At 75.9% G+C, this 11990-nt stretch carries 16 protein-coding genes; 4 read left to right on the forward strand and 12 right to left on the reverse strand.

All coding sequences use genetic code 11. The annotated features are described in order from the left end of the window. Positions 1-269 precede the first annotated feature (269 nt). From dtd to ACFWH7_RS19340, 8 genes are all read right to left on the reverse strand, one after another. Entirely contained in the window at positions 270-710 is a 441-nt protein-coding gene (gene dtd, locus ACFWH7_RS19305; protein ID WP_378219005.1) for a D-aminoacyl-tRNA deacylase, read from the reverse strand. Beyond that, entirely contained in the window at positions 707-1768 is a 1062-nt protein-coding gene (locus tag ACFWH7_RS19310) for an asparaginase (RefSeq protein ID WP_378219007.1), read from the reverse strand. The genes dtd and ACFWH7_RS19310 overlap by 4 nt, the downstream gene beginning before the upstream one ends. 8 nt (positions 1769-1776) lie before the next feature. Further along, entirely contained in the window at positions 1777-2115 is a 339-nt protein-coding gene (locus ACFWH7_RS19315; protein ID WP_307868813.1) for a DUF2516 family protein, read from the reverse strand. 10 nt (positions 2116-2125) lie between these two features. Continuing rightward, positions 2126-2563, reverse strand: coding sequence for a type II toxin-antitoxin system VapC family toxin (locus ACFWH7_RS19320; protein ID WP_378219010.1), 438 nt, complete (start codon positions 2561-2563; stop codon positions 2126-2128). Positions 2564-2570: 7 nt separating this feature from the next. Then, entirely contained in the window at positions 2571-2888 is a 318-nt protein-coding gene (locus ACFWH7_RS19325) for a type II toxin-antitoxin system Phd/YefM family antitoxin (protein ID WP_378219012.1), read from the reverse strand. A 79-nt stretch (positions 2889-2967) separates the two neighbouring features. Beyond that, entirely contained in the window at positions 2968-4116 is a 1149-nt protein-coding gene (locus ACFWH7_RS19330; RefSeq protein WP_378219014.1) for an FUSC family protein, read from the reverse strand. Next, complete coding sequence (ygfZ, locus tag ACFWH7_RS19335; protein ID WP_378219016.1) at positions 4113-5255, reverse strand: CAF17-like 4Fe-4S cluster assembly/insertion protein YgfZ; 1143 nt, start codon at positions 5253-5255, stop codon at positions 4113-4115. The genes ACFWH7_RS19330 and ygfZ overlap by 4 nt, the downstream gene beginning before the upstream one ends. Positions 5256-5314: 59 nt before the next feature. Further along, positions 5315-5911, reverse strand: a complete 597-nt coding sequence (locus ACFWH7_RS19340; RefSeq protein WP_047232347.1) for a heme-binding beta-barrel domain-containing protein — start codon at positions 5909-5911, stop codon at positions 5315-5317. A gap of 261 nt (positions 5912-6172) precedes the next feature. Between ACFWH7_RS19340 and ACFWH7_RS19345 the strand changes: the two genes are divergently transcribed. After that, positions 6173-6568, forward strand: a complete 396-nt coding sequence (locus ACFWH7_RS19345) for a DsrE family protein (protein ID WP_378219018.1) — start codon at positions 6173-6175, stop codon at positions 6566-6568. Between the two features lie 45 nt (positions 6569-6613). Here the strand turns inward: ACFWH7_RS19345 and ACFWH7_RS19350 are convergent, their stop codons facing one another. From ACFWH7_RS19350 to ACFWH7_RS19360, 3 genes are read right to left on the reverse strand one after another with little or no spacing between them, the layout of a single operon-like run. Next, entirely contained in the window at positions 6614-7090 is a 477-nt protein-coding gene (locus ACFWH7_RS19350) for a DUF4395 domain-containing protein (protein ID WP_378219020.1), read from the reverse strand. Between the two features lie 39 nt (positions 7091-7129). Then, positions 7130-7612 (reverse strand): thioredoxin family protein, encoded by a 483-nt coding sequence (locus tag ACFWH7_RS19355; protein WP_378219022.1) that lies wholly within the window; start codon positions 7610-7612, stop codon positions 7130-7132. Continuing rightward, positions 7609-8343 (reverse strand): hypothetical protein, encoded by a 735-nt coding sequence (locus ACFWH7_RS19360; RefSeq protein WP_378219024.1) that lies wholly within the window; start codon positions 8341-8343, stop codon positions 7609-7611. The genes ACFWH7_RS19355 and ACFWH7_RS19360 overlap by 4 nt, the downstream gene beginning before the upstream one ends. A 279-nt stretch (positions 8344-8622) precedes the next feature. Here ACFWH7_RS19360 and ACFWH7_RS19365 point away from each other — a divergent pair, with 279 nt between their 5' ends. Both ACFWH7_RS19365 and ACFWH7_RS19370 read left to right on the forward strand, forming a co-directional pair. Next, positions 8623-9393: a winged helix-turn-helix transcriptional regulator gene (locus ACFWH7_RS19365; protein WP_255318713.1), complete on the forward strand. Its 771-nt coding sequence runs from the start codon at positions 8623-8625 to the stop codon at positions 9391-9393. Beyond that, the gene (locus ACFWH7_RS19370) at positions 9390-10340 is read left to right on the forward strand and encodes an alpha/beta fold hydrolase (RefSeq protein ID WP_378219026.1); all 951 of its coding nucleotides are present in this window, start codon (positions 9390-9392) and stop codon (positions 10338-10340) included. Before ACFWH7_RS19365 ends, ACFWH7_RS19370 begins: the two co-directional genes overlap by 4 nt. Before the next feature lie 3 nt (positions 10341-10343). Here ACFWH7_RS19370 and nth read toward each other — a convergent pair whose 3' ends face one another. Next, positions 10344-11069 carry an endonuclease III gene (gene nth / locus ACFWH7_RS19375; RefSeq protein ID WP_378219028.1) on the reverse strand — a complete coding sequence of 242 codons (726 nt, stop codon included), beginning with the start codon at positions 11067-11069 and terminating at the stop codon, positions 10344-10346. A 97-nt stretch (positions 11070-11166) separates the two neighbouring features. Between nth and ACFWH7_RS19380 the strand changes: the two genes are divergently transcribed. Beyond that, positions 11167-11844, forward strand: a complete 678-nt coding sequence (locus tag ACFWH7_RS19380) for a Crp/Fnr family transcriptional regulator (protein ID WP_021481784.1) — start codon at positions 11167-11169, stop codon at positions 11842-11844. The last annotated feature ends 146 nt before the right edge of the window (positions 11845-11990 follow it).

The following is an 11990-nucleotide window of genomic DNA, read 5'->3' on the forward strand; positions in this document are numbered from 1 at the left end:
CGCCCGCCCCCCGCGGCTCCCCCCCCCCCCCCCCCCACCACCCACCCCGACCACCCAGGGCAACCACACGCCGTCGAGCACAAGAACCACGGTTCTACCTCGCGTGACCACGGTTCTACCTCGCGTGACCACGGTTCTACTTCGCGTGACCAGGGTTCTCCCTCGCGCCACCACGGTTCTCCCTCGGCCGACCACGGTTCCGTTCGTTCGCGGCCGCGTACGGCGAACCCGTCGCGAGCGCGCGACGTGGGTGCTCGGCGCGGCGGCGGTCAGGCCTCGAGGAGGAGCGTGACCGGGCCGTCGTTGACGAGCTCGACGGTCATGTGCGCGCCGAACCGTCCGGTCGCGACCTCGATCCCACGCTCGCGGAGTCGCTCGACGACCGCCACGACGAGGGGCTCGGCGACGGGCCCGGGCGCCGCACCGTTCCACGACGGGCGGCGGCCCTTCTTCGTGTCGGCATACAGCGTGAACTGGCTGACGACCAGCACCGGCGCGCCCTCGTCCTGCACCGACCGCTCCCCCGCGAGGATCCGCAGCTCGGCGATCTTGCGCGCGATCGTCTCGACCTGGGCGTCGCCGTCGTCGTGCGTCACGCCGACGAGCGCGAGCAGCCCCGGTCGGTCGATCGCCCCGACGACCTCCGACGACCCGTCCTCGGCCACGACGCTCACGCTCGCTCGCGAGACGCGCTGCACGACGGCCCTCACGAGCGCCGCACCGCGTCGTGTCCCCGACCCGCACCGCTGGTCGGGACCGCCGTCGCGCCGTCGAGGACCGGCCGCACGACGCCCACGGGCCGGCCCGCGCCGAGCACGGGCACGTCGCCGAGCGTGGCGAGCGCCGCGTCGTCGGCCCCCGCGATGCCGAGCGCACCGAGGCGCCGGAGCGCAGCGGCGAGCACGGCCGGTCGCGGGCGCGACGCGCCGTCGAGCACCTTGAAGGCGAGCGCGCCGCCGTCGGGCAGGCCGGCGCCGTAGACACCGTCCGCGCCGTCCTTGGCGACCAGGCCGGGCACCGCGCGCATCGCGAGCGTCGCGTCGCGGCCCGTCCCGCCGACCATCTCCGGGAACGCCGACATCGCGCGCGCGACCTGCGCCTCCGGGGAGAGCGGGTCGCTCTCCGGGGCGACCGCGAGCCGTCCGAACGCGCGCGCGAGGCCGCGCACCGTCGTTGAGAAGAGCGGCGCGCCGCACCCGTCGACCGTCACGTGCTCGACCGGCACGCCGGTCGCCTCGGCAACCGTCTCGCGGACCGCGACCTGGAGGGGGTGGGCGACGTCCAGGTAGGTGGTGGTGTCCCAGCCGGCGGCGACGCACGTCGCAAGCATCGCCGCGTGCTTGCCCGAGCAGTTCTGCGTCACGGCCGACGGCCCGTGGCCCTCGAGCTGCCACGCGAACGCGGCGGGCGGGTGGAGCGGCATGTCCGGGGTGTTGCGCAACGCCGACTCGTCGAGGCCGACGCCCTCGAGGATCTCCCGGACCCCCGCCAGGTGCTCCGGCTCCCCGTTGTGGCTCGCCGCCGCGAGCGCGAGGAGGCGCGGCGGCAGCACGAGCCCGTGGCGCAGCATCGCGACGGCCTGGAACGGCTTGACGCTCGAGCGCGGCCAGATCACGGCGTCCGCATCACCGCGCTCCAGGACCGGCGCGCCGTCCGTGCCCAGCAGCACGAGGTGCCCGGCATGGACGGACTCGACGAGGTCGCCGCGCACGACCTCGGCCAGCGGCACGGCGGCGCGCTCGACCCCGCCGACGACGTGCGGTGTCACCGGCGCGCTCACCAGCCGCCGGGGCGGCCGGACGACCCGTTGCCGCGGCCGTTGCCGTAGGGCTGGAGGCGCGGGCGCACGTCGACCAGGTAGACGATCGCGGCCACCACGGCGATGAGCCCGAGGAAGCCGAGGTTCACGCCGCCACCGAGCGGCAGCGAGAGGAACCCGAGCGCCGCGGCGACGCCGAGGATCGCGAGCCAGATCGGCTTGGTGAGCTTGCCCTCGGCGGTGAAGGCGCTCGCCGGACGCCGGATCGCGTCGACGAGCGCGAAGAGCTGCGTCCCGAACACGACGAGCGAGAGGACGAGGAAGACGATCCACTGGAGCGACCCGATGATTCCCACGGGCACGAGCCTACGGTCTGGCGAGGGGCCACGGCACCACGCGGAGCCCGGCCGAGCGGGCCGCGGACACGACGTGCGGGTCCCAGGCCGCGACGATCGTGTCGCCGTGCGCGACGGCGAGGGCGCTCGCCACGTGCACCGCGTCGTTGCTGCGCAGCGCACCCGCCGCGACGAGCCCGGCCGCGCGGTCGGCGACGGCGCCGGACACCTCGACCACGTGGAGGGCAGGACGCAGCACGTCCCACGTACCGAGGGCGCGCGCGTACCCCGCCGTGTCGAGCACGCCGCCGCGCGCTCCGGCCGCGAGCGCGGCCCGCACCTCGACGTCGGCGAGGCGGCTCGTCACGACGACGTCCGCGCGGTTCCACAGGCGGCTCGCCAGGGCGGAGCCCGCCTCGGGGACGCAGAGCTTCACCAGCGCGCTCGCGTCGAAGTAGACCAGGGCCATCGGGGCCTCAGCGCCGGATCCGGCGCACGAGCGCCGCCACGCCGCCCCCGCGGCCCGACCGGGCGCCGTCGACCGGTCGCGCGCCGTCCGCGCTCACGGGCCGGACGTCGGCGTCCCCGCCGGGGACCGCGTGGACCGGGCGCTCGCCCGCCGCCGGGACCAGGACGCCGTCGCGCACGAGCTCGGTGACGAGGTCGGCCGTCGCGACGCCGGTCAGCCGCGCGACGGGGACCCCGCGCTCGGTGATGACGACCTCCTCACCCTCCCTGGCCCGCTCGATCCACGACTTGAGCTCGGCGCGCAGGGCGCTGACGGGGACCTCCATGCCCCGACGGTACCGGCCCGGGGCGCCGCTGTGCAGGGTGAAGATCGTCCCGTTCGCCCGGCAGGCCGGGATCGCCCGCTCAGAGCTCGGGGAGGGCGTCGCGCGCCTGCTCCGGCGACGCCCCGGCCGCCTCGAGCAGGTCCACGATCGGCGACCGCACGAGCATGACGAGCGACTGCACCTGCCAGTCGCCGTCACCGAGGGCGTGCGGGTCCGCACCGCGCGCGACCTCGAGGAGGACCTCGCGCGCCACCGCCGGGTCGCGCCCGGCGCCGACCGCCTCCGCCAGCACGTGCACGCCCGCGCCGAAGCGCGCGACGAGGTCCGCGACGCCGTCGAGCTCCCGCTCGTCCGGCCCGCCCGCGACCGGCATCGCCCGACGCGCGAGGACGCGCACGCTGCGCATCGCGCGGTCCACGAGCACCGCCTGCCGCTCGAGCCCGCCGAGCTCGTCCCGGTGCCGCAGCCCCGCCGCGCTCACGCGCGCGAGCTCGCGCGCCGACGACGCGGACGACTGCCACTCCTCGAGCGCGCCCTCCGAGGCGCGGCCCTTGACGAGCGCCGCGTCGAGGTCGGCGCGGTCGCGGGTGCGCAGCCCTCGCGCGAGGACGTCGAGCACGCCGGCGAGCTCCGTCGTCGCCTCGGACCCCAGGAGCCGGGGCCGACGCCGCGGGTCGCCCGGTGTGAGCGCCGCGACCGCGAGCGCGACCGCGCCGCCGACGAGCGCGTCCGTCCACCGTCCCAGGGGTCCGCCCGCCTGCGCGGCCGGGAGACCGACGATCACGATCGCCTGGACGCCGGCCTGCGTCGTGAGCATCGCGCCGCGGTCGATGAAGCGCGCCGCGAGCGCGGAGACGGCGAGCACGACGGCGACCTGCCACCATCCCGACCCGATCGCGTGGACCACGAGGTCGCCGAGCCCGACGCCGATCGCGACGCCGACCGCGAGCTCGAGCACGCGCCGGAGCTGGCGGTCCTGGCTGAACCCGAGACAGATCCACGCGGAGACCGGCGCGAAGAACGGCGCCGTGTGCCCGAGCCCGTACCGGGCGATGCCGAACGCGAGGCCTGCGGCGGCCGACGCCTGGAGGATGGGCCACAGCGCGACGCGGACGCGCGACGCGCCCTGCCGGATCCGCGCCCGCAGGAGGAGCCGGCGCCACGCGGTCCGGGCGACGTCGACCGCACCGGGACCGGGGTCCTCGCGCGACGCCGGCCCGCGGCTCACAGCATGCTCGTGGGCGCGCCCTCGCCGCGGGGCGTGATCCCCCGTCCGACGGGGCCGCGCGGGGCAGGGCGGTCGACGGAGACGCCCTCGCCCGGCACCACGACCTCCTGCGCCGCGGAGATCGCCCCGCCGTCGCAGTCGACGAGGAGCTCGGCGTCCTCGGGGACGCCGCGCTTGAGGACCGCGAGCGCGATCGGGCCGAGCTCGTGGTGGCGCGCGACCGACGTCACCGCGCCGACGGCGCGGCCGTCGAGCGTGACCTCGGCGCCCGGCGCGGGCAGGAGATGGCCGGAGCCGTCGAGGTGCAGCATGACGACCCGGCGCGGCGGACGACCGAGGTTGTGCACACGCGCGATCGTCTCCTGACCGCGGTAGCAGCCCTTGTGGAGGTGGACGGAGGTGCGCAGCCAGTCCGTCTCGTGCGGGATCGACCGGTGGTCGATCTCCGTGGCGAGCCGCGGCCGCCACGCCTCGACGCGCGCCGCCTCGCTCGCCCACGTGCCGACGAGCCGCCACCCGGACGCCTCGCGCGCCGCGACGGCGTCGGACAGCTCGGCCCGTGGGACGAGCACGAGCCGCCACGGACGCTCCATGCCCGGGTGCTCGGCCTCGGGTGGCCCGTAACGCGTGCCCCCGCCCGTGACGCGCGGCCACGGGTCGCGCCACGTGACCGGCTCGCCCTCAGCACCCTCGGCGTCGACGGGCTCGCCGAGCGCCGCCCAGTCGTCGGTCGCGTCGGCGATCTCGACGCGGAGCATGAACTTCATCCGGTCGAGCCACCCGGCGAGGTCGGCCGCGTGCGAGCGCTCGGTGACGAGCCACGTCGTCTCCCCGTCGTCCACGACGGAGGCCGCGTGCTCGACGTGCCCCTGCGGCGAGAGCACGAGCAGCTCCGTCGACGTGCGCGGGGCGAGGTTCGTCAGGTCCTGCGACGTGATGGAGTGCAGCCAGCTCAGCCGGTCCGGGCCCGTGACCGTGACGACGCCGAGGTGCGACTGGTCGACGACGGCGCCGCCCGTGCGCAGCGCGCGCTGCTCCCCCGTCGGGTCGCCGTAGTGCCAGGCGACGCCCTCGTCCGGGCCGGTCGCGGGCACCGCGCCGTGGCGCGTCAGGAGCGGGCTGGTGTAGCCGGTGGTCACGGGTGGTCCTCCTTCGTCGGCGCGTCCGGGCCGGCCGGCGCGCCGCCCGGGGCCGCCGGTCAGGCCGACGGGCGCCGGGTCAGCTTCGCGGACGCGTACGACTGCAACGGTTCACCGAAGGCCGCCAATTCCCACACCCACAGGAGCTGGCCCTCGACGAACCCGTACAGCCGCTTCGAGGCGGTGACCTCCGACGCGGTGGAGGTGCGCGCGATGAGGTCGCTCGCCAGGTCGACCCGGCCGTTGCCGACGGCGCCGAGGTACACGGACACGCGGCCCGCGGGGTCGGCGATCAGCACCTCGAGCGGGTGGCGGTCGTCCTCGAGCCCGTCGGGCCGGTCCGTCGAGACGCGCCAGTAGCCCGTCTCGGTGGACCACACGGGCGCGTCGGCGGCCGCGGCGTCCAGCGTCGCGCCGTCACGCTCGGGCCAGGCCCCCTCGTCCGGGACGGTCTCGGGGACCTCGGCCTCGAGGACGCGCAGCGTCGACTCGTAGCGCAGGTACGGGCCGCCGTCGTGGTCGAACACGACGTCGTGGACGAACGGCGTCTCCTCGATGCCCGGGTACTTGACGACCCCCTCGCCGCGCCAGCTCCCGACGAGCCAGGCGAGCGGGTAGACCTCGGGCGCGAGACCCTCGGGGAACTCGAACGGCATCAGCGACCACCTCTCGGAGTCGGGCGGGGCGACGGGCACACGCGAGGCACGGCCCCGCGCGGCAGCGTCAGCGCTGGCCCTTGTAGAGCTTGTAGACGACGTACCCCGCGAACCACGTGATGGTGACCGTCGCCGCGAGGAGCAGGCCGAGGAAGATCAGCTCGAGAGTGTGCGGACTCATGCGCCCGATCCTACCGGCCGGTCGCGCGCGCCACGTCGCGGCCCGGGACCCGCCCCGGGCGGAGGGCTACGCTCGGCCGCGTGACCGACACCGCGCCGCGCTCCGCGGCCCCCCGTCAGCGCTCGCTCGTCGTCAAGGCCACGTCGGGGCTCGACCGGCCCGAGGCCGCCAACCAGGCGTTCACCGTCGCCGCCGCGGCCGTCGCCGCGGGCGTCGAGGTGAGCGTGTGGCTCACCGGGGAGGCCGCGTGGTTCGGGCTCCCGGGACGTGCCGCCGAGCTGGAGCTCGAGCACGCGGCCCCGCTGCCCGACCTGCTCGACGCCGTGCTCGCCGCCGGCACCCTCACCGTGTGCACGCAGTGCGCCGCACGCCGCGGCATCACGGCCGACGACGTGCTGCCCGGCGTGCGCATCGCGGGCGCCGCGGTGTTCGTCGAGGAGGCGCTGCGCGACGGCGCCCAGGCCCTGGTCTACTGACAGGGCCGGTCTGCGGCCGGGCCTCCGGGCCGGCCGGCGGCGCCGTCAGCGCGCGGGCGCGACCCGACGCAGGAGCAGGTACAGCTCGCAGCCCAGGCACAGGCCGAACGCGGCGTTGAGGACGGCGGCCACGAGCGCGAGCGCCGCCGCGGCCGGCACGGCGCCGTCGACGCCCAGCAGCCCCAGCACGACCCCCGCGCCGGTGATGACGAGGCCGACCGCCTGCGCGAACCGGGGCGGCCGGGGGTCCTCGCGCTCCGCCGTCGGGCCGATGCGCGGGAGGACCACCATCCGGTAGACCCAGGCCTGCCACGTGCCCTGCGCGCCCCGGACGGCGCCGACCAGGAAGCTCGCCGCGACGACCGCGAGCAGCACGAGCGCGGCGGGCGACGTCCACAGGAGGATCACCACCGCGAGCAGCAGGGCCGTGATGCCGGCCCCCGCGCGCGGACCCCGGGGGTCGATGCCGACGGGCGCCGCGGAGGGTTCGGTGGTGCCCCCACGGCCGGCCTGGTCGCTCATGCGGTCTCCCTCAGGTTCTGGCCGTCGGGGACGGCGCGGTCAGACGTCGCGCACGGACAGGGGGACGGGTCCCGGGTCCGCGACGGCGAGCGCCGCGAGCGCCTGGGCCCGGTTCATACCCCCGCTCGCACGGGCGACCTCCCGGCCCTCCGCGTCGAGCACGAGGACGGTCGGCGTGCGCAGTATGCCGAATGCTCGCACCAGGTCGAGGTGGTCGTCGACGTCCATCTCACGATGCGTCACGTCGTCGTGCGCCGCGCTCACCTCGCCGAGGACGCGCGCCGTCGCACGGCACGGCGCGCACAGCTCGGCCGAGAACTGGACGAACGTTCCCCGGGCGCCGAGCGCGACGCCGTGGGAGGGCCAGTCGAAGAGCGGAGCGCCGGGGTTCGCCGCGGCTCGGGGCGACGTCGTGCGCGCCGTCCGCACGACCCCCTGGCGCCGCTGCCACCACACACCGAGCGCGAGCGTCGCGAGCAGGGTCACCCCGAGGAGGACGACGGGCAGCGCGGACGGCGTCATCCCACGATCACCCGCCCGACGACGAAGATCAGCGTCCCACCGACGGCGACGGGAAGCGCCGTCGCGGAGAACGCACCGAGGCGGCCCCGCAGCTCCGGGAGCTGGTCGAAGAGCGCGTGGAGGGACGCGACGAGCAGGCCCGCGACGACGCCGGACCAGACGCCGCTCAGCAGGTCGAGGTCGGGCATGACGTACCCGACGGCCCCGCCCGCGGCGACCGCGAGACCGAGGGTGAGCGCCGCGTTGGTCCACCCGCCGAGGGGCAGGGCCGAGACCGCGGAGGCGACGGCCAGCGCCACCGCGCACGTCACGACGAGGGACTCGCCCGCGTCGGTGCGGCCCGTCGCGATCCAGCCTGCGCACGACGTCGCGACGACGATCCCGCTCACCGTCCCGATGAGCGACTCGACCAGGCGCGGGCGCCCGTCGCGCCGCAGGAGCTCGGCCACGAAGGCGAGCACGACGGCGAGGGCGAGCACCACGGGCAGGTGGCGCAGCGCGGGCTCGCCGTGCGTCGCGGCGGTGGCGCCGACGGCGCCGAGCCCGGCGAGGGCGATGACGACGCGCGTCCCGCCGTGGACCGGGATGTCGAGCAGGCGCGGCCACCCGATCGCGACGATCAGCGCCAGGGCCCCCGACGCCGCTGCGAGCGGGAGCGGGCCGAAGAACGCGGCGACGGCGATGCCTGCGGCGAGGCACGCCGTGACGACGGCCCGGGTCGAGAGGTCCACGCGGTCAGCGCCCCGTTCGGGGGTCGCGGGAGGGCGTCGGGTCGTGCAGCACGCCTCAGAGTGTCGCAGAGTCTCCCGCCGGACCGCCTACCGGCACCGGCACGCGCGCCCGTGAGACGTTCGCCGTCTGCACGCCCGGCACGCGATACGGTAACCATCCACGGACCGAGAACGTGGCCGATGACGTGGCGAGCCCCGCAGAGGTACGTCCCGGCCCCGTCGCCACGCGTCGACGCCCGGGGGCGCCCCCGCGCCCCGCGACCCGGAAGGAGGTGCCGGATGGCGGACCTGCTCATCCTCACCCCCGCGACAGGCGGTTCCGTCGAGGTGCTGCCCGCGCTCGGCCTGCTCTCGCACCGCATCCGGGTCCTGCCCATGGAGCCGTCGGCGCTCGTGGACGCACCGGACTCCGACGTCGTGCTGCTCGACGCGCGGCGCGACCTCGTCGCGGCCCGCACCACGTGCCGCCTCCTGCACGCGACCGGCCTGACCGTCCCGCTCGTGCTCGTCCTCACCGAGGGTGGGCTGACCGTCGTCACGGCGGAGTGGGGCGCAGACGACCTCCTCCTCGAGGGGGCGGGCCCCGCGGAGGTCGAGGCGCGGCTGCGCCTCGTCATCGAGCGGTCCGCGCGCGGGCCCGCCGAGGACGGGCCGCAGGAGATCGCGGCGGGCGAGCTCGCGATCGACGCGAGCGGCTACACGGCCCGCCTGCGCGGCCGCCCCATCGACCTCACGTACAAGGAGTTCGAGCTCCTCAAGTACCTGGTGCAGCACCCGGGCCGCGTCTTCACGCGCGCCCAGCTCCTCCAGGAGGTCTGGGGCTACGACTACTACGGCGGCACGCGCACGGTCGACGTCCATGTCCGGCGACTGCGCGCCAAGCTCGGCCCCGAGCACGAGCAGCTCATCGGGACCGTCCGCAACGTGGGATACCGGTTCGACCCGCCCAAGGACCGCCGTCCCGCCGAGGGCGCCGACGCCCCCGTGACGGACGCCGCGGGCTCGTCGGCCGACGGCGGCCCCGGGACCCCGGTAGGTTCGTCCGGGTGACGCCCGACCCCTCCGACTTCACGTCCGCCCTGCCCGACGGCCCGTGGCGCCATGAGTTCGTCCCGGCCAACGGCGCGCGGTTCCACGTCGCCCTCGCGGGCCCCGAGGACCGCGGGGTGCGCGACCCGGGACCGCCCCTCGTCGTCCTGCTGCACTCGTTCCCGCAGTTCTGGTGGGCCTGGCGCCACCAGATCGAGCCGCTCGCCGCCGCGGGCTACCGCGTCGCCGCGATGGACATCCGGGGCGTCGGTGCCTCCGACAAGCCGCCGATCGGCTACGACGCCCCGACCCGCACGCGCGACATCGCCGGGGTCGTGCGCTCGCTCGGGTCCGGGCGCGCCGTCGTCGTGGGACACGGCACGGGCGGCAGCCTCGCCTGGGCGATGGCCGCGCTCCAGCCCGCCGTCACGGCCGGCGTCGCCGCCTTCTCCGCCCCGCACCCCGCGCGGATGCACACCTCTGCGCGTCGGCTGCTCACGCCCGCCGCGCTGCGGCAGCTCGCTTTCTACCAGGTGCCGACCCTGCCCGAGCGCGCCCTCGTCCGCGGCGACCTCGTGGGCGACGTGCTCGCGACCGGTGCGGCGACGCCCTTCGCACCCGACGTCGTCGAGACGTACCGCACCGTCATGCGCATCCCCTTCGCGGCGCACACCGCGATGGAGTCGCTGCGCTGGGCCGTGCGGTCGACGCCCCGCCCGGACGGCCGTCGCTTCCTCGCCGCACTGCGCCGCCCGCTCGACGTCCCCGCCCTCCAGGTCCATGCCGAGAAGGACGGGCTCCTGCGTCGCGACCTCGCCGACGCCGACGGTGCCGCGCTGGCCCGCGACTTCCGCTTCGAGCTCGTGGACGGTGCCGGCCACTTCCTCCCCGAGGAGGAGCCCGACGCCGTGACGGACCTGCTGCTGGACTGGCTGCCCACGACCGCCCCGGCCGAGCGCGAGCGCTGACCCTCAGCTCGTCTTGACGAGCTTCGCCGCCTTGACCGGGTCGACCTCGCCGATGCCGAAGGAGGGGCACCACCGGGCGATCGTGCACGCGCCGCACGCGGGCTTCCGGGCGAAGCACACCCGGCGGCCGTGGAAGATCAGGCGGTGCGAGAGCATCGTCCACTCGGACTTCTCGACGAGCCCGCCGACCACCTGCTCGACCTTGACCGGGTCCTCCTCCGTGGTCCACCCCAGGCGGCGCACGAGGCGGCCGAAGTGGGTGTCCACGGTGAGCCCCGGCACGCCGAACGCGTTGCCGAGCACGACGTTCGCCGTCTTCCGGCCGACGCCGGGCAGGGTCACGAGATCCTTCAGGCGGCCCGGCACCTCGCCGTCGAACCGCTCCACGAGGGCCTGACCGATGCCGATGACGGACTGTGCCTTCGCCCGGAAGAAGCCGGTGGGCCGCAGCAGCTCCTCGAGCTCCTCCCGGTCGGCGCCCGCGTAGGCCGCGGCGTCCGGGTAGCGCGCGAACAGCGCGGGGGTCGTGAGGTTCACGCGCTTGTCCGTCGTCTGCGCGGACAGGACCGTCGCGATCAGCAGCTCGAGCGGCGTCGTGAAGTCCAGCTCGCAGTGGGCGTCCGGATAGGTGACGGCCAGCTCGCGGTTGGTGCGGCGCGCGCGCCGGACCAGGGCGAGGTGCGACTCGGGCTTCGGCGCCCCCGTGCGGGCCTGCTCCGTGGTGGTCACGGACCCACCGTAGCCGCCGCCCCCGACACCCGAGTTGCGGCCGTAGGGCAGACTTGTCCTGGAACATTTCCGAGGACGAGACGATAGGACACCCCGCGTGGACGACGACGTTGTGCTCTCCGCCCCCCTGTTCGCGACGATGGACGCGGACGAGACGCGCACCCTCTTCGAGTCGATGCAGCAGATCGAGCTCTCGCGCGGAGACGTGCTGTTCCGCGAGGGCGAGCCGGGCGACCGCCTCTACGTGATCGCGAGCGGCAAGATCAAGCTGGGGCGCCGCTCCAACGACGGCCGCGAGAACCTCCTGTCGATCCTCGGCCCCGGCGAGATGTTCGGCGAGCTCTCGCTCTTCGACCCGGGCCCCCGCACCGCGACCGCGAGCTCCGTCGCCGACTCCGTGATCTACGAGCTCGGGCACGACCAGCTCGTCGAGTGGATCGAGAAGCACCCGAGCGTCGCCAAGCACCTGCTCAACGCCCTCGCGCGGCGCCTGCGCCGCACCAACGAGACGCTCGCGGACCTCGTCTTCTCGGACGTCCCCGGCCGTGTCGCCAAGGCACTGCTCGACCTCTCGACCCGCTTCGGCGAGGAGACCGACGAGGGCATCCGCGTCGCGCACGACCTCACGCAGGAGGAGCTCGCGCAGCTCGTCGGCGCGTCGCGCGAGACCGTGAACAAGGCGCTCGCCGACTTCGCGACGCGCGGCTGGGTGCGCCGCGAGGGTCGGGCCGTCGTCCTCCTGGACATGGACCGCCTGGAGCGCCGCGCGCGCTGACCGACCGTCACCGACGAGAACGGGGTCGGCGCACCCGTGGCGCCGGGCCAGGGGCCCCCCCCCCGTTAAGTAGGGGGGTCGGCGGTTAAGCGCCGGGGCACCAACCTATCGGGCTCGGCCCGGGGGGGGGGGGGGCGGGGCGGGGG

Origin of the sequence: Cellulosimicrobium cellulans (assembly GCF_042723955.1) — a bacterium.
GTDB lineage: Bacteria > Actinomycetota > Actinomycetes > Actinomycetales > Cellulomonadaceae > Cellulosimicrobium > Cellulosimicrobium cellulans_H.

Coding starts and splice junctions, on each gene's coding strand:
- ACFWH7_RS19320 (WP_378219010.1), bottom strand. CDS start 2,563: ATGGCCCTGGTCTACTTCGACGCGAGCGCGCTGGTGAAGCTCTGCGTC.
- ACFWH7_RS19325 (WP_378219012.1), bottom strand. CDS start 2,888: ATGGAGGTCCCCGTCAGCGCCCTGCGCGCCGAGCTCAAGTCGTGGATC.
- ACFWH7_RS19340 (WP_047232347.1), bottom strand. CDS start 5,911: ATGCCGTTCGAGTTCCCCGAGGGTCTCGCGCCCGAGGTCTACCCGCTC.
- ACFWH7_RS19350 (WP_378219020.1), bottom strand. CDS start 7,090: ATGAGCGACCAGGCCGGCCGTGGGGGCACCACCGAACCCTCCGCGGCG.
- ACFWH7_RS19355 (WP_378219022.1), bottom strand. CDS start 7,612: ATGACGCCGTCCGCGCTGCCCGTCGTCCTCCTCGGGGTGACCCTGCTC.
- ACFWH7_RS19365 (WP_255318713.1), top strand. CDS start 8,623: ATGGCGGACCTGCTCATCCTCACCCCCGCGACAGGCGGTTCCGTCGAG.